This is a genomic window from Lepagella muris, assembly GCF_004793975.1.
Taxonomy (GTDB): Bacteria; Bacteroidota; Bacteroidia; order Bacteroidales; family Muribaculaceae; genus Lepagella; species Lepagella muris.
The window spans coordinates 1-19,306 of the sequence record NZ_SRYB01000050.1 but is presented as its reverse complement, the minus strand read 5'-3'; the positions used below and the strand labels follow the sequence as shown (position 1 = coordinate 19,306).

Below are 19,306 nucleotides of genomic sequence, written 5' to 3'. Positions count from 1 at the left end.
CATCTACAAGAAAGACGTCTATTGCAATTGCAATAGACGTCTTTCTTGTAGATGCCGGATACGGTATTACATCATACCGCCCATTCCTCCCATTCCGGGAGCTCCCATTGGAGCAACTGGAGTATCCTCTTTTTTATCTGCAATAACACATTCTGTGGTCAAGAACATGCCAGCAATACTTGCCGCATTTTCCAATGCCACTCTTGTGACTTTAGCAGGATCAATAACGCCGGTACTAAAGAAATTTTCAAATGTGTCTGTACGTGCATTATATCCAAAATCTCCAGATCCATCTTTCACTTTCTGGACAATAACTGCACCCTCTACTCCGGCATTAGCCACAATTTGACGCAACGGTTCTTCTATTGCACGACGTATGATTGCAATACCGGTGTTTTCATCATCATTATCTCCCTTAAGTTCTTCAAGCTTAGGGAGGCAACGGATATATGCAATACCACCACCAGGGACAATACCTTCCGCAATTGCAGCCCGAGTAGCCGACAATGCATCATCCACTCTATCTTTTTTCTCTTTCATCTCAACTTCAGATGGTGCTCCTATATAAAGGACTGCCACCCCTCCTGCAAGTTTTGCAAGACGTTCCTGAAGTTTCTCCTTGTCATAGTTGGATGTAGTGGTTTCTATTTGAGCCTTAATCTGATTTACTCGATCTGAAATAGCTTGTTTAGATCCGCTACCATTTACAATAATGGTATTATCTTTATTTATAGTTATCTTTTCAGCAGTTCCAAGCTCTTGTACACTTGCCTGAGAAAGCTGCATACCCTTAACCTCACTGATAACAGTACCACCTGTAAGGACTGCGATATCTTCAAGCATCTCTTTCCTACGATCACCAAATCCTGGAGCCTTTACCGCACAAATCTTTAACGATCCACGGAGTCGATTTACAACAAGAGTAGCAAGAGCCTCATTATCGACATCTTCTGCAATAATCAAGAGAGGACGACCACTTTGCGCCACAGCCTCAAGAATTGGGAGAAGATCCTTCAGATTTGAAATCTTCTTATCAAATAGAAGGATATATGGGGAGTCCATCTCACATTCCATCTTCTCACTATTAGTGACAAAGTAGGGAGAAATATATCCACGATCAAACTGCATACCCTCAACAATATCTACTGTAGTTTCAGTACCTTTTGCCTCTTCTACAGTGATCACTCCTTCTTTCTTGACTTTCTTCATAGCCTCTGCTATGAGCCTGCCAATTTCCTCGTCATTGTTAGCAGATACGCGTGCAACATTTTCAATCTTGTCGATATCATCATCCACCTCCTGGCTCTGGGACTTAATACCTTCAACAACGCAAGATACGGCTTTATCAATACCTCTTTTCAAATCCATTGGATTTGCACCGGCAGCCACATTCTTAAGACCGACATTTACAATTGCCTGAGCAAGTACAGTTGCAGTTGTTGTGCCATCACCAGCCTGATCACCAGTCTTGGATGCGACTTCCTTAACAAGTTGGGCACCCATATTCTGGAATGGATCTTCCAATTCAATTTCACGTGCAACAGACACACCATCCTTAGTGATGTGAGGTGCACCGAATTTCTTCTCAATAATGACATTCCGCCCCTTGGGTCCAAGTGTCACCTTGACTGCATCCGCAAGAGCGTCTACTCCATTTTTAAGCTCTTCACGAGCCTTGATATTAAATTTTATTTCTTTTGCCATTTTCTTAAATTTTTAAATATCTCTAATTCAGCCAATCACTGCAAGAACGTCACTTTGACGCATGATTATATACTTGGAACCGTCATATTCAATTTCAGTTCCGGCATATTTCCCATATAGCACCTGATCACCTACTTTTAGCACCATTTCTTCATCTTTAGTTCCATTTCCTACTGCAAGTACATTTCCTCGCAAAGGTTTTTCTTTAGCGGAATCCGGAATAATGATGCCGCCAAGTGTCACTTCTTCTGCAGCTGTAGGCTCGATTAGAACCCTATCTGCTAATGGTCTGATATTCATATCTGATATTTTTATAGTTTAACTATTCTGTTAATGCTAACAACAAAAATCGTGCCAATTATCAATTATGGCATTAATACAAACTAAAAGAGAAACATTTCATTTCTGAATAATGTTTCTCTTTTAATTATTATTTACCAATTATATTGATTTGACCTTATTATTTTTCATTATTTTACAATAATATAGCTTCTTTCAGGAGCAAGTATGCCTTTTAAAATGCCTTTCTTCACCTTAAATTCCTTACCATATACCTCATCTCTATATGTACCATCTGGAAGACCGGTTGGCAAATTGACAGAATTGGCAAATTTTGAGATATTTATGATAGCAGCTCCTTTATTGCCTCTATTTACCAAAAGAACCTGACCATTATCTGAAAACTTTAAATCTTCTTTTTGTCCAGCCATTCTCGTGCGGAACTTATTCACCGCAACAACTTCAGGATGGAAAAATTCATTATTTCCACGTGCACCTAATACGTTATCTCCCCAATAGTTTTGACGTGTTGATCCGGCGGGACGACTGAAAAAAAGAGGAACTCCATTCTGTCTCGCTGTCAAAAATACCCAGCCTGTACGAATCTGATCATCTGTAAGATGTGCTGACTCATGGGCATTCGCATAAGTATCATGACTCTCAACCCATGTAGTCAGATATTCCGGAGCTGATGTATGATGCCAATTAATCAAATCTAAATCTTTGACACTTCCTTTTTCAAGAGCCTCTCTTAATATATGTCCATAGCCGGACGCCGTCTGTCCGAAATAATCTGCATATTCAGCTTCTGGCACATTCCGATCTTGAAGAACCTCTCCATATACAAAAAGCGAATCATAAGGCACTGCCAAACTCACGCCCTTTACTGATTTTCTTCCTGTTGCAACATCCCAGAAATCATTCTCCTTTACACCAGATGCAGAATCAACCGGATCAGAATGCACTCCGATGTGCTTGGCTGTATCATAGCGGAATCCCTTAACACCAAGACTTAATAGATCATTCACAAACTGCATGTAATATTTCTGAAAATCCTTATTCTCAGTATTGACATCAGGCAACGCTCCAGATCCCCACAACGTGCACTGTAAACGATCATTGTAATCCTCTACAGGTTGCAGTCCATTTGAATGATACATCTTATCTCTACCACCCACTGCCTTATAGAAATCATCAGATACTGCATCTATATCAAAAGCCGTATGATTTGGCAGGACATCCACTATAACTTTGACATTGTATTTTGCAGCAGAATCCATCATCTGCTTCATTTTGTCACGGGTACCTAAAATATTATTTCCAATTTTCCAATCAGTCGGTTGGTAATAATAATACCAGTTGCCCTCTGTTACATTGTCATCAAATATCTTTTTCCCACTGCCTGCCGGTTCATAGCAATTTTGAACCGGAGATGTCTGCACCATCGTAAATCCAGATTCTGCAATCTTACGCATATTGTCGGCAATTGTGGGGAAATTCCAACTCCAAGCATGAAGAATTGATTCAGTATTTGTGACATCGGGATTATGTGTAACCCGATCTTTTGCCACTACTGTGCCGGATATTCCAACACATAGAGATAATGCTAAAATTTTATTCATCCTTTGTATGATTTTTTCACGGTCATAACCAAAATTGGTTAATACGTAACTTTAAAGAAATTAATAGGTATCTTTTATAGAACGCATAAAAACAATGGGTATTTTATCAATTTATAAAAAATAGTACCTAAAATTAAAGAATCTGCACATGATTAATACCCATTACCAATATAAAATTCATACAACACTTCAATATGCACATATGAAACATTGATGTGCAAAATTATAATATTTCTTAAATTCAACACTTTACTAACTGTATGATTTGCATTATTCCTTTAAACTAACTAATTTTGTAGAACAATACTGAATAATCAGTAATAAATAACCCAAAACATGAAATTTTCCAATCTTATTACCATAATACTCTTCACTGCCGGTTGTTGTTCATTTGAATCGGCAGCACAATCATTATTGGATTCTAAACCCCATGCTGAAATTCATAAACAACTTTTGGCAAATGCAAAATCTTCTAAGTTAGACAAAAGTGTAATCAAGGATTTCATCAAAAATGATATTGAGAAAAGAGAGGATTCCAATATAAAGAATACATCTGAATCTACTGAAACGATCACTCTAATCAATGACCTTCTGAAAGAAGCTAATACTCATATTGGCAAACGATACAGATCTGGAGCTAAAGGTCCGAATGCATTTGATTGCTCCGGCTTCTCAAGTTATGTTTTTCGCCAGTTTGGTTATAATCTTGGAGCATCCTCACGCGACCAATACAATCAGGGTAGCGTTGTAGAAAAGCAAGATTTAAAGAAAGGAGACCTGGTGTTCTTTACCGGACGCAACAGCAGACATGGAAGGGTAGGACACGTTGGAATTGTTGTCAGCGTAGACTCTGAAAAGGGCAGTTTTAAATTTATTCATGCCAGTACATCTCAAGGCATACGGATAGATACAAACGACGCTTATTATGGAAGACGTTATTTAGGCGCAAGACGAATCATCAACAATAATGAAACTTTATAACTCTAATAAATTTAGAGTTATAATTAAACAAATTCATTAATAAAGTGAGCATATTTGAATGCCCACTTTATTTTTTGTTTGACATATTCTTTATAAAAAATTCATCAGAATCATCCCATACCGGGAATTTCTTCCTAAAACTATCTAATCTGCTCCTGCATAATGTGGCGTAGACAATTCCCGTTTCATCTATACGGATAGATATATCATTACCTTTGTAATCAATGATCATTGAACTGCCATCGTATTCATAACCGTTCTTATCAACACCCTTACAATTCACACCACATACGTATGACTGATTTTCAATAGCACGCGCAAATAAAAGTTTATTCCAAGCGTCAACCCTTACTTTAGGCCAATTTGCAACACATATCAGTAAGTCATATTTGTTGTCTTGATTCCGGCACCATACTGGAAATCTAATATCGTAACATATCACTATCGATATATTCCATCCTCTATAGCGAATGCATGTATGTGAATCTCCTGGATTAAATACTACATGCTCATTTGCCATTGTAAACAAATGACGCTTATCATAAAAGTACTCATCCCCAGACGGCTCTACAATAAACCCGCGATTAAATAATAATCCACCTGTATCTGCAATAAAACTTCCGGCGATAGCAATATTATAATGATTAGCCAACTGATGGATCATTTGCATTGTTTCTCCGGTGTTTCGTTCAGCCATTACTCTCACAAATTCCTTATCTTCCATAGAGGGGAATCCTGTAGAGAATGTCTCAGGAAAAATTACAATATCAGCGTCTCTATGTATTAAATTCATGAACCGCTTGACTTCTGCCAAGTTTTTAATTTTATCTCCCCATTCAATTTGAAGGGGTACTAATGCCACTTTAAGATCGGTTGTATTCACTTTTCAGATTTTAAATTTATTCGGATACTTCGCACAGTAATCATACGGAGCATAGTAATTTTTAACATACTCCAAATCCTTTTCTATGTCTCCTGTTGGATAATACTCATCTCGTATAAAGACTAATTTATTAGCATAGTCAATGACTCCAAATTGAACTGGGACATCAGCTCCACATGCAATATAAAGGAATCCTGTATGCCATCTATTAGTGGCACTTCTCGTACCTTCAGGAGTAACGGCGAGATTTACGTATTTCTTATTATGAAAAAGCTCTATGACCTGATTTGTCAGCGAACCTTTCTTATTCCCACGGAAAACAGGAATACCGCCTAAAGCCCGAAGCAAGTATTTCAAAGGGAAGAAAAACCAAAAATCCTTCATAAGGAAATTCGCCTCTCTTCCCAATGATTTATAAGCGAATAGACCTAAAATGAAATCCCAATTAGAAGTATGAGGCGCAACGCAGATCACACATTTATCCCTACGTGGAGCAGATATATCTAACTTCCATCCAACTATACGGAGACCATACTTCCAAAGATTCATAAGCTTCTAATTAATTTCTATTCTTGAATAGGTTGTCATATTTTTATTCTGCAACAGCATTCTTATACTGTTCTTTCACCTCTGCGGGAATTGCAGAATTAAATAATTTTATTGCCTCATCTATGCTATTGAAGAAATCCTCTTTGATTTTCACAAATAATTTCTTGTAGAATTTATTTTTCGCAACAGAATATTCCTTCAATCCGGCAAATGCCTTCACACCCTTGTCAAAGGTCACATCAGCATTACTCTTTGCAGCTCCGACTGCACCAAGCGTCAATTCAATCGACTTTGCAATTGAATCTTTATTTACACCGTCTACATTATAATAAGTAGACATCATTGCTTCACATGCAGAAGCTCCTACCGCCTCAACATATTTCTTGAATTCTCTCTTATTTGCCATAATGGTAATATTTATGATATGTCTTTAAATATATAACAGATTTACGTACTATTTTATTGAAAAAATCAATAAATTTAATCTCTTCGTTCCTTTCTGGAAGCATCAATCCTAAGTAAGATAAACAATAATATTGTAAATCCCCATAATGCAGACCCTCCATAACTGAAAAAGGGTAGCGGTATACCTATAACCGGACACAATCCTATTACCATACCGATATTAATACATAAATGAAATATCAAGAATGATACCATGCAATATGCATACACTCGTCCGAAAGCAGTGCGTTGTCTTTCTGCAATTACTATTAGTCGCAGAATAAATGCAAGGAAAACGATAAGCACAGTAGTAGCTCCGACAAAGCCTTCCTCTTCACCAATAGTACAGAAGATAAAATCAGTGTGCTGCTCCGGCACATATTTCAATTTTGTCTGTGTCCCATTTAAGAAACCTTTACCGATTACGCCTCCTGATCCAATAGCTATCTTAGACTGATTGACGTTGTATCCCGCACCTCTCAAATCCTCTTCTATTCCAAGCGAGACTTTAATACGAGTCTGTTGGTGTGCCTCAAGTACATTCCCAAAAACAAAATTTACAGAGAATAGAAACAATACTGACACAAGTGCAAACGATATTGTAATCAAAAATTTTTGTATCCTATGATGAAGCATTGCTAATGATGTATATGCTAATGCCAATCCTAATATCACACAAAAGAAAATTGTACCATTTACTGTTACTCCACATATAGAGAGTATTGTCACAATAACTCCAGAAAGGACAAAACCTATGATTACATTTCTGGCAATTACAAAATCTCGACAATAGAACACCAACATCAAAGTAAAAATAAGAATAATCAATAAAAATACTGAAAATTCACCAACCGGTATATTTAATATCAATGGTGCGGAGAATTTAACTGCCACAACAAAATATACTATAGCACATACCACCGAGAAAAGCACCAATCCACTCATGCCCTCACGGTATAATACAAATATCAATGAAAAATATACCAATGCACTGCCAGTCTCCTTCTGAAGTAAGATAAGACATATTGGCAGAAATATAATTATCAATGCTCTAAAATAATTACTTATCTTGGCATTCAATGAAAAATTATATGAATTAAACAATCGAGCTAATGCAAGAGCTGTAGCAAATTTTCCAAATTCAGCAGGTTGTAAACTGACTGGACCAAACACCAACCACGATCTTGACCCTTTGATATCGGGTGCCAAAAATATAGTAGCAATCAATATGATTATAACAATTCCATATATTGGATATGCATAAGCCTCAAATAACCTGGCATCAAGAAGCAAGATAACTCCCCCAATAACCACAGACAACCCAATCCATAAGAATTGTTTACCTGAGAATTCCGCAAAATCAAACATACTGGCATTATCAAAATCATAGCTTGCCGCATATATGCTTATTGCGCCTGCCGATACCAACAACAGATATAATAATATTGTTATCCAATCAAGTGATCGGAAAACGGAAACATTTGCTTCAGTGTTTCTTGACTCCACTGCTAATAATCGTATTTGAGTTCAACATTCGTTCTTCAATACCCTTTCTGGCTTCAGAAATTGTCCCCTTGAGATACTTCTCTATCATTAGGCTGCCGATTGGCACACCAAAGGTTGCTCCGAATCCTGCATTCTCGACATATACTGCAATTGCAATCTTTGGATTATGATACGGAGCAAATCCCATGAATGCGGAATGGTCTTTTCCATGTGGATTTTGCGCAGTACCAGTTTTACCACATACTTCAATATCCGGTAAAGCTGCCCCACGACATGTGCCTCCCAAGACTGCCATACGCATACCTTCTGCAATAGTCTCATAATATTCTTTCTTTACATGGGGTTCATGTTTTTCCTTATATTTTGAATCGATTACAGTATCAGCTATTGCCTTTACGACATGAGGAGTAAAATAGTGTCCTCGATTTGCTATTGTAGCACTCAGATTTGCTATCTGTAGGGGAGTTGCCAATACCTCTCCCTGCCCAATAGATACCGAGATAATTGAATTTGCGCTCCATTTAGGACCCCTGAATGATTTTGAATAAAATTTTGAATTTGGAATAAATCCTCTGCTTTCTGATGGCAGATCAACTCCTAATCTATATCCATAACCCATCTCCACCAAATAATTTTTCCAAATTTCAAATTGATCGAAGGGCTTAGTACCTCGTTTATCAATCATATTTTTGAATCCCCAACAGAAATAGGCATTACAAGATGTCTGTAATGCAGGTTTCAATGCTATTGGAGAGCCATGACCATGACAACCCACCCTTAATTTATTTATATATCCATGGTAACAAGGATATTGAGTCGCATTCGTCACCACCCCTTCTTGAAGGAATATCAACCCTTGTGTAGGTTTAAAAGTAGAACCGGGAGGATATGCACCCTGAATAGAACGATCGTATAATGGCTTATATGGATCTTTCACCAGAAGCGAATAGTTTTTGCCGCGTTCTTTCCCCACGAGAAGCGAAGGATCATAATTAGGTGATGTCACCAACGCCAAGATTTCTCCTGTGGCGGGTTCAATAGCTACTATAGCACCTATCTTATTTTGCATTAGCTTCTCCCCATACGCCTGCAATTCCATATCAATCGATAACGTGATGTTTCTTCCGGAGATAGGGGAGACATCATGTTTACCGTCCTCATATTTACCTTTAATTCTTCCATACGCATCCTTCATCAATATTTCCACGCCTTTTACTCCACGCAAATGTTTCTCATAGCTTTTTTCAATACCCAAATCCCCGGTATAGTCTCCCGAACGATAATATCTGTCAGATTCTACATCTGATGCTGATACCTCTCTGATATTTCCCAAAACATTTGCTGCTGCAGAATAATTGTATTGTCTTACAGTCCTGGTTTGAATAAAGAACCCAGGAAATAGATATAACTTTTCCTGTAATCTTCCATAATCTGACTGAGACAAATGAGATATCAATTTTTGTGGAGTATATGAAGAATAACCCGGATTTTTTTTAGGATTTTTCATATCCATCCATTTCTCCATCAACTGATCTTTGGTAAGATTTAACACATTGCATAATGTCAATGTGTCAAATTCACCTACATCTTTAGGTATTATCATAACATCATACGCCGGCTGATTAAATACCACAAGCCTATCCTCCCGATCATATACAAGTCCTCTTGCCGGATATATCACTCTTCTTAAGAAAGCGTTACTATCAGCATTCTCCTTATACTTATCTTCACTTACTTGAAGATTGAATAAGCGGAATATATATATCACCACAATGAGACAGATAAATCCCCCGATTACATATCTGCGCTTTGCTAATCTATAGTCTTTCCTCACGATTTTCTTATTATTAAACTATCAATAGCCAGCAACATTAAAAATGTCAGCAAGCAACTTGACACTGATAAAAGCAGTATATCCTTAAAGTCCGCAAAATTAAAATATTCAATTGAAAAAATCATAACACAGTAGATTCCAACCATGGATACCAAATACTTGCAATATATTGCGACCCCCAAAGAAGAAATTGACGGTGTAAGATATTTCGTTTTGTCATCTTTCGGTATATACGCATAATAAATAGGATCTTTGAAAGCTGCAAGCATTGTACATGCAAGGGAATTTAATCCTGGTGTATCTGAAAACACATCTACACAAAGACCCATAATAAAGGCAAGCGTAAATAATACTCCCTTACCAATATCAATTGGCAATCTAATAATAAAATATATGAAAATCAAAGGAACGGCGACATTAAAGATAGCAATGTGATTGCATATCATCACCTGCACCAGCAACAATACTATAAAAAGTATAGAAAATTTGATTATCTCCTTATTCATATTGATGCATCATAACTCATTTGTCTGGTTTAAAATCAAAATTCTGCAAGGAATCCAAGCTCGACTTATATTCGTCTTTAATTACCCTGACTATACTTAAAGCTCTGAAATCTGTTGTAAGACAAACCTTCAGGACAAAGAAATTGTCATCGCTGCTTTTAACGCGATTCATTACTATGCCAACAGGAATTTCACCGGGGAATGTCGTTGAAAAGCCACTGGTAACAATAGTGTCTCCAACTTGAAAACGAGCATGTCTTGGCATTTCTTCTACATACGCAATCTGTGGATCCCTACCTTTCCATGAAAGGGAACCAATAAATTGTGTCCCTTTTAATCTGACAGAAAAATGCTGAGTTTCATTAAGGAGTGATATCACTCTTGCTGTATGCTCTCCCGTTACGTTTACAATACCTACGATTCCATTCTGATCTACCACACCCATTCCACGCTTAATTCCATCAGCTGCACCTTTATCTATTGAAAAATAATTTCTCGGATGTCGAACACTATTGTTGACAACAGTAGCAGAAATATAATCAAACCTATCAGGATATGCCTCATATTTTACAGTATCAGAAAGTTTCGTTTTACATTCAGCAATTTGATGTCGTAAATTTAAAACTTCATTTTCCAACATTGCATTGCTTGCCTGCAAACTTTCATTGATACTCCTAAGATGAAAGTACCCTGTGATCTCAGAGACTGTACTATTCACGAAACTTGAAACCACATTAGCTGAACTTAGGTATACAGAATGATGATATGAATTATGGCTGAAAAGAAGCACAAGACTCAATACCACATAGAACGCAAACAAGAACCATGTGCCATATCTTATAATGAAATTTAATAGATTTCTCACATTTACTAAACGCAAAAGCCACCCCCTTTATAAGGGGGCAGCAATGAGATTAAAATATAAAGTATTGATTAATTGCCGATACTTATGTATCATCTTATAAGGAACGAGAAGCGATTGATATTTTTCAAAGCTACGCCAGTGCCTTTTGCCACAGCATGTAAAGGATCTTCCGCAATTTTAAACTCTATCCTAATTTTATCAGTAAGTCGTTTTGCAAGACCTTTGAGAAGCGCTCCGCCACCAGCAAGATAAATGCCATTTTTTACTATATCTGCATACAATTCGGGGGGAGTCTCTTCAAGTGCAGCTAATATTGCAGTCTCCATTCTTGATATCGATTTATCAATACAATGAGAGATCTCTTCATACGTAACAGGCACCTCCATTGGAAGTGCAGACATTCTATTCGGACCTCTTACAATATATGGTTCTGGGGGATTATCAAGCACAGGTAACGCTGAGCCTACGTTTATCTTTATCTGTTCAGCCATAGTTGCACCGACCTTAAGATTGTGAACTCTACCCATGTGCTCCTGAATATCTGTTGTCAAATCATTGCCAGCCAAGCGGATACTCTTATTGCTGACAATACCCCCCAACGAAATCACTGCGATTTCAGTACTTCCGCCACCTATATCTACAATCATATTTCCCTCTGGAGCCTCCACATCAAGACCAATGCCTAAGGCTGCTGCCATCGGTTCATAGATCATATATACATCTCTACCACCAGCATGCTCAGATGAATCTCTAACCGCACGAATCTCAACTTCTGTAGAGCCTGATGGAATACACACCACCATTCTAAGAGAAGGAGAGAACCAACGCCGTTTTGAGCTTACCATCTTGACCATTCCTCTGATCATTTGCTCAGCCGCATTGAAATCTGCTATCACGCCATCACGGAGAGGACGTATTGTACGTATACCCGGAGGCTCTTTACCTTCCATAAGGTGAGCTGGAGTACCTACCGCAAGAAGCTTATCCGTTTTATTTTCAATTGCGACAACAGACGGTTCATCTACAACAATCTTGTCATTATGAATTATTATGGAGTTGGCTGTTCCCAAATCCATTGCGATTTCTTGTGTGAATGAAAAGAGTCCCATAATTTCTATTTTATCTGTTTAGGGAGAAGCCACATCTACGTGGCTAAGAATCGTTCTAAAAACTTATGCAAAGTTAATCAAAATTTATAAGCTATTGAAATATTATGCTACATTTCGGTTATAAAATATGTAAAAAAGGCATGTTTATTTGAAACATGCCTTTTTTTATTCAATATTACTCCGACTGGAGTAATAATATTTCATATTAATTTGGGAAATATGTCTCAAGGGCATAATTAATACTCTCAAGCACATTTTGGATATCTGAATCATCCGGCTGCATTGATTCTGCTCTTTGTGCAATCTTTTTTGATGATTCAAAATAGTTTTCCTTAATATCTTTACGTGCGGCAGTAGTTTCAGGAGAAGATCCTTCAAGTTCATTCCATTTCATTGTGCCTATACGGAAAATCTTCTTGCTTGCATTTTTAAGAGTTTCGAAATCCACATCCGGAAGGGATGCTGCTTTACGATAATCGGCTTCTGACTCTGCATCCTTCTCCGCACGATCATAGACATAACCTCTCAGACCATAAAGATTTGCATTGTCAGGATTTTCTGCTATAACCGCGTTCAACTGCTCTAGAGCTTTATCTATATTTCCATCCGTCACAATTGAATTAATCATATTATTGATGAAAATTGGCTGAGCAAGACCATATTTCTTATGACCAGCTTCAGCAACATTCAAGATATTAGCCTGAGCTTCTTTCATTTTTGACTCATCCTTCTGAGCAATGGATTGCCAACATGCTATTTCGTAGATGTAGCATTCCGGTTGGTCATAACCGGCAAGGCGAGCCTTCTTGAATGCATTTGCACTTTCTTCAACAGCATTGCCTGAATATGCAGAAAGACCGGCATTGAAATAAGCTGTCGCAATCTGAGAAGGATCAATCAATGCTGCCATCTTTCCCAGCATCCCTGATTCCGGAAGATCTCCATACACCATAAACGCTTCATATGCCTGCGGATAATAATTCTTATTATTAAAGTAATCCGCACCTGCTGAGAAGAAATCATTGGCATGTCCACCAATTTTACCCAATATGTCTTTGGAGAACTTAGGTTTTACCTGACCCTTCTCATTTGGAACACTGTCAAGAGGGAGAGCCTTCATAAAGTATTTGTACCCTTGGATCAACTCATCAGCCATAACAGTGCCCTTTGCAGAAGCATCATCAGGATTTATCATTTTTGCTTTTGTGGCATTGTCAAATGCATCGAACTCAATCTTTCCTGCAATATAGTAAGTGCGGGCATCATTTTGAGTTTCCGGGTTCTCCATAGCCTGTTTTATCAGATTACGAGCCTGATTCAGTTGATCGGTCTTGCCACTCAATTTGGCTGCTTGATCAACATTCGCCTTTTGTGCACTCACAGATCCAATAGCTGCAAGACAGAGTGCAAGTGAAAGAAATCTATTCATACGGTTTATTTAGGTTTAAAAATGAGACTTGTTTATTCCGAAATATCATCATCGAATTGGAAGAGAGAATCTGATATTTTATTCTCTACATCATTAGAAGATGTCTTCTCCGAGACGACATTACTATTAGTTTCAACAATATTATCAGCATTTTGTTCGGATTCTGCAGGAAGTTCCTCTATCGGATCTGAATCCACTTTACATACTGATGCAATCTGATCTCCACGTTTGGTCAAATCTATAAGTTTGACACCTTGTGTTGCACGCCCCATCACTCTTATCCCGGCAACGGGCAACCTTAATGTTATTCCACTTTGATTTATTATCATCAAATCATTGGAATCATTTACATTTTTTATAGCAACAAGTTCTCCCGTCTTTTCCGTAATATTCAGAGTCTTCACTCCCTTGCCACCTCTATTGGTAACTCTATAATCTTCAAGCGGAGAACGTTTACCATAGCCATTCTGCGAAACGACCATTACCGTTTCATCCGGAGATCCTGTCATTGCAATCATACCGATCACCTCATCATCTCCGTCTCCCAAGGTCATACCTCTGACTCCGGTAGACATTCTACCCATTTCCCTAACCTTACTCTCGGAGAATCTTATTGCCCGACCCTCTCTATTCGCAAGGATTATCTCGGAATTACCATCTGTCAGTCTGACCTGTATAAGCTGGTCGTCCTCTCTAATTATAATAGCATTCACCCCATTTGCGCGTGGGCGGGAATAAGCCTCAAGCGATGTCTTCTTAATAATTCCTTTCTTCGTACAGAAAATTAAATTATGGGTGTTTATGTATTCGGGATCCTTCAGATGCTTGACTCTGATAAACGCATTGACACAATCATCTGCCTCAATATTGAGCAAATTCTGAATTGCTCTACCTTTTGAATTTTTAGCGCATTCAGGAATTTCGTATACCTTCAACCAATAACACTTCCCTTTCTGTGTAAAGAAAAGCATGTAATTATGGTTAGATGCAGGATAAATATGCTCAATGAAATCTGAATCCCTGGTATCACTGCCTTTGGCCCCTACACCTCCACGATTCTGTGCTCTAAATTCAGATAGGGGAGTACGTTTTATATATCCAAGATGAGAAATAGTTATTATCATTTCATCATCCGGATAGAAATCTTCTGCATTGAGATCTCCGGAGAAAATATTTATTTTAGTTCTTCGCTCATCACCATATTTATCACGGATCTCAATGAGTTCGTCTTTCATGACATTCCTACAAACCTCATCATTATTCAGAATATCATTTAGATGGGCAATTAATTTCATCAAATCATCGTATTCTCCACGGAGTTTATCCATTTCCAATCCGGTAAGTTGACGAAGACGCATCTCAACGATAGCACGTGTTTGAATATCATCAATACCAAAACGTTCTGAAAGTCTTACGCGGGCCTCATCCGTAGTTCGAGACGAGCGAATTATCGCAATCACATCATCAATGTTGTCACAAGCGATCATAAGACCTTTTAAGATATGAGCTCTCTCTTCCGCTTTCCTAAGCTCATAACGAGTTCGTCGAATAACCACTTCATGTCGATGATCAACAAAAGCCTGCAACAATTCTTTGAGATTCAACGTCTTCGGACGGCCATTTACAAGAGCAACATTATTTACACTAAACGATGTCTGTAATTGCGTCATCTTATATAGCTTATTCAGTATTACCTTAGCATTTGCGTCGCGTTTTATGTCGATTGCAATATGCATCTGACCTCTCGCGCTTGTATCGGTAATATCAGATATGCCATCTATTTTCTTCTCTTCTACAAGATCTGCGATACTTTTTACCAAGTCATTTTTTACAACTCCGTATGGTATCTCAGAAATTATTATCTGATCATGATTGCCATCACTTTCTATTTCAGCTTTCGCGCGTATCAATATACGACCTCTGCCAGTCTCAAATGCATCTCGCACACCTTGGATGCCAAAAATCTCACCTCCAGTCGGGAAATCTGGAGCCTTGATATATTCCATGAGCCCATCAATATCCAATTCTGGGTTATCAATAAGTGCTACAGCTGCATTTAAAGACTCTGTAAGATTGTGAGGCGGCATATTCGTTGCCATACCGACAGCAATTCCCGATGCTCCATTTACAAGAAGATTCGGTATCTTCGTAGGAAGAACCGAAGGTTCAGAAAGTGTATTGTCAAAATTCGGAACAAAATCAACAGTCTCCTTATCGATATCCTGAAGCATCTCTTCTCCCATACGGGCAAGTTTTACCTCAGTGTATCGCATAGCTGCTGGAGAATCTCCATCAATTGACCCGAAATTACCCTGACCAAAGACCAAAGGATAACGAAGAGACCATTCCTGCGCCATTCTCACCATAGTGAAATAAATAGAAGAATCGCCATGGGGATGATATTTACCCATAACCTCTCCAACTATACGCGCTGATTTTTTAGTATCTCCTGAAAAGAAATTGCCTAATTCATTCATGCCGAAAAGCACCCTGCGGTGCACCGGCTTAAAACCGTCTCTTACATCGGGCAGGGCTCGCGACACTATTACCGACATTGAGTAGTCGATATAGGCGCTTTTCATTTCCGATTCAATATTTATCGGAATAATTTTGTCGTCTCCTTGCATGTTTTTACGTGATTCGTCTAATTAATCTGACCTCTAAAATAAGGAAGCCAAATGATGGATGTGGACATCCATTACAAGTAGCAAAGTTACAAAAATATATTCAATCAAACAAGTTTAAAATCGGGTTAACTGAAATTCTTTTGAGAGATATTTGTAAAGATTAACCTTGAAATGCTTATTTTTCCATTTTTAATAAAAATTGGCACGATGTTTGCAACAAATCAATTATATTTTGTTATATAAATATAGTCTTATTAAAAATAAAACAGAAAATACATTCATTATATATTTGTGATGAAAAACGATTTTTCGAAACAATTTCGCCCAATTCTTGAGCTTGCTTATGCGGAAGCAAAAAACTTTAATTCCGCAGCCATACAAAGTGAACACTTTGTGCTGGGTTCTCTCCGCAACCAAGACGGGTATGCTTTTAAAATTTTAAAGCAGCTTCAAGTCCCTGTGGAAGAAATGACTCGCGAACTTGAAGAATACCTTGCCGGTATTGAACCTCCAGCAGAAACCACCACATTGTTTGAACAGCAATTTAAGATTTCATTATCAGCCATCAGGCACCTTCAACTTGCTACTTCAGAAGCACGTAAAATGAATGCCCATGCCATTTCCGGAGAGCATATACTTCTTGCTCTAATACATGACCAGCGAGCTATGGATAGTGAATTTTTACGACAGTTAAAAGATAAATATCTCGATTTTGACATTACAATCCAGAATTTATCTGAAGCTCTGTCTCCAAATGCAGGTAAGAATTTTGATGAGAATGACAATGATGACGACGACGAGAATGAATTTTCTCCTTTTAAAGATAATCGTCGTTCATCCGAGGATTCAACGTCTAAGATAAATCGAAAAAATATTGGAGGGAAACCAGGTAATGACACCCCGGCTCTCGATAAATTTGGATATGATCTTACAAAAGCTGCATCAGAGGGTCGTCTTGACCCCGTAGTTGGAAGAGAAAACGAGATTGAACGTCTGGCTCAGATATTGTCAAGAAGAAAGAAAAATAATCCGGTACTAATCGGTGAGCCCGGTGTGGGGAAATCCGCAATTGTTGAAGGTTTGGCATTAAGAATAGTTCAACGTAAGGTCTCCCGGATATTATTTGGGAAAAGAGTTATCGGTCTTGACATGGCAAGCATCGTGGCAGGCACCAAATATCGTGGTCAATTTGAAGAGCGAATTAAAGCAATTCTCGATGAATTGTCAAAAAATCCAGATATAATTCTTTTTATTGATGAGATTCACACGATTGTCGGAGCTGGCGGTGCGCCTGGATCAATGGATGCTGCCAATATGCTTAAACCGGCACTTGCAAGAGGGGAAATACAATGTATTGGAGCAACCACATTAGATGAATATCGTAAAAACATCGAAAAAGATGGAGCTCTTGAAAGGCGGTTTCAAAAGGTAATTGTCGAACCTACGACTCCTGACGAGACTCTTGAGATTTTAAAGAGGGTAAGAGACAAATACGAATCGCATCATAACGTAAATTACACAGATGAAGCACTACAAGCTTGTGTCGACCTCACCCAAAGATATGTCAGTGACCGCAACTTCCCTGACAAGGCTCTCGATGCTCTTGACGAAGCGGGTTCTCGAGTACATATTACTAACATAATTGTCCCGGATGAGATAGAACGGCTTGAGAAAGAAATTGACCAGGTCACCCAAGAGAAACTTGCAGCTGCCCATTCCCAGAATTTTGAGCTTGCCGCATCTTTAAGAAACAAAGAGACTCAAAAGAAGGCTGAACTCGAACAAGCAAAGAAAGAATGGGAAGCCCGCATAGATTCCGATCGGCAAACAGTTGATGAAGACAAGGTTGCCGAAGTGGTGGCAATGATGACCGGAGTCCCCACCCAACGTATTGCCCAGACAGAAGGCATACGACTTCTAAATATGGGGATGTCTCTTGAGGGGGCTGTCATTGGTCAAGATGAAGCTATCAAGAAAGTGGTCAAGGCAATCCAACGTAATAGAATTGGGTTGAAAGATCCAAACAAACCTATAGGCACATTCATGTTTCTCGGTCCTACCGGTGTGGGAAAGACTCTCCTTGCCAAGAAGATAGCCGAGTATCTTTTTGATTCAAAAGATGCCCTTATCAGAATGGATATGAGTGAATATATGGAGAAATTCACAGTGTCTCGTCTTGTCGGAGCGCCTCCGGGATATGTGGGGTATGAGGAGGGTGGACAGTTGACAGAGAAAGTCCGCCGTCATCCTTATTCAGTAGTGCTTCTGGATGAAATAGAAAAAGCGCATCCTGATGTATTCAACCTGCTATTACAAGTCATGGACGAGGGTAGATTAACTGATTCCCTTGGAAGAAGAATTGACTTTAAGAATACAATTCTAATCATGACAAGTAATGTGGGATCCAGGCAGCTTAAAGATTTTGGAGGTGGGGTTGGCTTTAATGCCGGAACAATTTCAAAGGATCAGGCACAAGGTGTCATTTCAAAAGCTCTGAATAGGGCATTCTCTCCGGAATTCCTCAACAGAGTGGACGATATCATAATGTTTGACCAATTGGATAAGGATGCTATCTTCAAGATCATCGATATCGAGTTGAAAGAATTTTATGATCGTATTGAAAAACTTGGGTTCCATCTTGATTTATCAGATGAAGCAAAGGAATTCATTGCATCAAAAGGTTATGATAAGAACTTTGGAGCACGTCCACTTAAACGCGCAATCCAGAAATATCTTGAGGATGAGCTTGCTGAATTGATGCTGAAATTAAATGCAGAAGGTCATATTGGAGGAACAATAAAGGTGACTTATTCCAATGGAGATGATAAGCCATTATTGGAATATCAACCATTATGCGATACCAATGAGCTAAAAAATACCCAGGATACCGACAATATATAATTATATCGGTAAGTCAGCCAAATAAATAGGGCATCTGAAATTTCAGATGCCCTATTTATTTGGCTGA

At 38.4% G+C, this 19,306-nt stretch carries 15 protein-coding genes; 2 read left to right on the top strand and 13 right to left on the bottom strand.

Annotated features, from left to right (window positions below):
• Window positions 1–66: 66 nt before the first annotated feature.
• The 3 genes from groL to E5331_RS19425 all read right to left on the bottom strand — a co-directional run bounded on the left by groL (window position 67) and on the right by E5331_RS19425 (window position 3,605).
• Window positions 67–1,704 (bottom strand): chaperonin GroEL, encoded by a 1,638-nt coding sequence (gene groL / locus E5331_RS19435; RefSeq protein ID WP_123484090.1) that lies wholly within the window; start codon window positions 1,702–1,704, stop codon window positions 67–69.
• A 27-nt stretch (window positions 1,705–1,731) separates the two neighbouring features.
• A complete protein-coding gene (locus tag E5331_RS19430) occupies window positions 1,732–2,004 on the bottom strand; it encodes a co-chaperone GroES (protein WP_123484091.1) in 273 nt (90 codons plus the stop codon).
• Window positions 2,005–2,174: 170 nt separating this feature from the next.
• Window positions 2,175–3,605 carry an alpha-amylase family glycosyl hydrolase gene (locus E5331_RS19425; RefSeq protein WP_123484092.1) on the bottom strand — a complete coding sequence of 477 codons (1,431 nt, stop codon included), beginning with the start codon at window positions 3,603–3,605 and terminating at the stop codon, window positions 2,175–2,177.
• Between the two features lie 336 nt (window positions 3,606–3,941).
• Between E5331_RS19425 and E5331_RS19420 the strand changes: the two genes are divergently transcribed.
• Window positions 3,942–4,586, top strand: coding sequence for a C40 family peptidase (locus E5331_RS19420; protein ID WP_123484093.1), 645 nt, complete (start codon window positions 3,942–3,944; stop codon window positions 4,584–4,586).
• A 67-nt stretch (window positions 4,587–4,653) separates the two neighbouring features.
• On the opposite strand, the gene E5331_RS19415 is transcribed toward E5331_RS19420, so the two are convergent.
• From E5331_RS19415 to gyrA, 10 genes are all read right to left on the bottom strand, one after another.
• Window positions 4,654–5,469: a nitrilase-related carbon-nitrogen hydrolase gene (locus E5331_RS19415; RefSeq protein WP_123484094.1), complete on the bottom strand. Its 816-nt coding sequence runs from the start codon at window positions 5,467–5,469 to the stop codon at window positions 4,654–4,656.
• Between the two features lie 3 nt (window positions 5,470–5,472).
• Entirely contained in the window at window positions 5,473–6,018 is a 546-nt protein-coding gene (locus tag E5331_RS19410; RefSeq protein ID WP_123484095.1) for a 1-acyl-sn-glycerol-3-phosphate acyltransferase, read from the bottom strand.
• Window positions 6,019–6,061: 43 nt separating this feature from the next.
• Window positions 6,062–6,424, bottom strand: coding sequence for a hypothetical protein (locus E5331_RS19405; RefSeq protein ID WP_123484096.1), 363 nt, complete (start codon window positions 6,422–6,424; stop codon window positions 6,062–6,064).
• A gap of 74 nt (window positions 6,425–6,498) precedes the next feature.
• Entirely contained in the window at window positions 6,499–7,968 is a 1,470-nt protein-coding gene (rodA, locus tag E5331_RS19400; RefSeq protein WP_123484097.1) for a rod shape-determining protein RodA, read from the bottom strand.
• Window positions 7,949–9,802 (bottom strand): penicillin-binding protein 2, encoded by a 1,854-nt coding sequence (mrdA, locus tag E5331_RS19395; protein ID WP_123484098.1) that lies wholly within the window; start codon window positions 9,800–9,802, stop codon window positions 7,949–7,951. The genes rodA and mrdA overlap by 20 nt, the downstream gene beginning before the upstream one ends.
• Window positions 9,799–10,308, bottom strand: a complete 510-nt coding sequence (mreD, locus tag E5331_RS19390; RefSeq protein WP_123484099.1) for a rod shape-determining protein MreD — start codon at window positions 10,306–10,308, stop codon at window positions 9,799–9,801. Before mreD ends, mrdA begins: the two co-directional genes overlap by 4 nt.
• A 16-nt stretch (window positions 10,309–10,324) precedes the next feature.
• A complete protein-coding gene (gene mreC / locus E5331_RS19385; protein WP_168355314.1) occupies window positions 10,325–11,173 on the bottom strand; it encodes a rod shape-determining protein MreC in 849 nt (282 codons plus the stop codon).
• A gap of 89 nt (window positions 11,174–11,262) precedes the next feature.
• Window positions 11,263–12,282, bottom strand: a complete 1,020-nt coding sequence (locus tag E5331_RS19380) for a rod shape-determining protein (RefSeq protein WP_123484101.1) — start codon at window positions 12,280–12,282, stop codon at window positions 11,263–11,265.
• Window positions 12,283–12,487: 205 nt separating this feature from the next.
• Window positions 12,488–13,711: a hypothetical protein gene (locus E5331_RS19375; RefSeq protein ID WP_123484102.1), complete on the bottom strand. Its 1,224-nt coding sequence runs from the start codon at window positions 13,709–13,711 to the stop codon at window positions 12,488–12,490.
• Window positions 13,712–13,743: 32 nt separating this feature from the next.
• Entirely contained in the window at window positions 13,744–16,338 is a 2,595-nt protein-coding gene (gene gyrA / locus E5331_RS19370) for a DNA gyrase subunit A (protein ID WP_123484103.1), read from the bottom strand.
• Between the two features lie 294 nt (window positions 16,339–16,632).
• Between gyrA and E5331_RS19365 the strand changes: the two genes are divergently transcribed.
• Window positions 16,633–19,239, top strand: a complete 2,607-nt coding sequence (locus tag E5331_RS19365; protein ID WP_123484104.1) for an ATP-dependent Clp protease ATP-binding subunit — start codon at window positions 16,633–16,635, stop codon at window positions 19,237–19,239.
• Window positions 19,240–19,306: the final 67 nt, after the last annotated feature.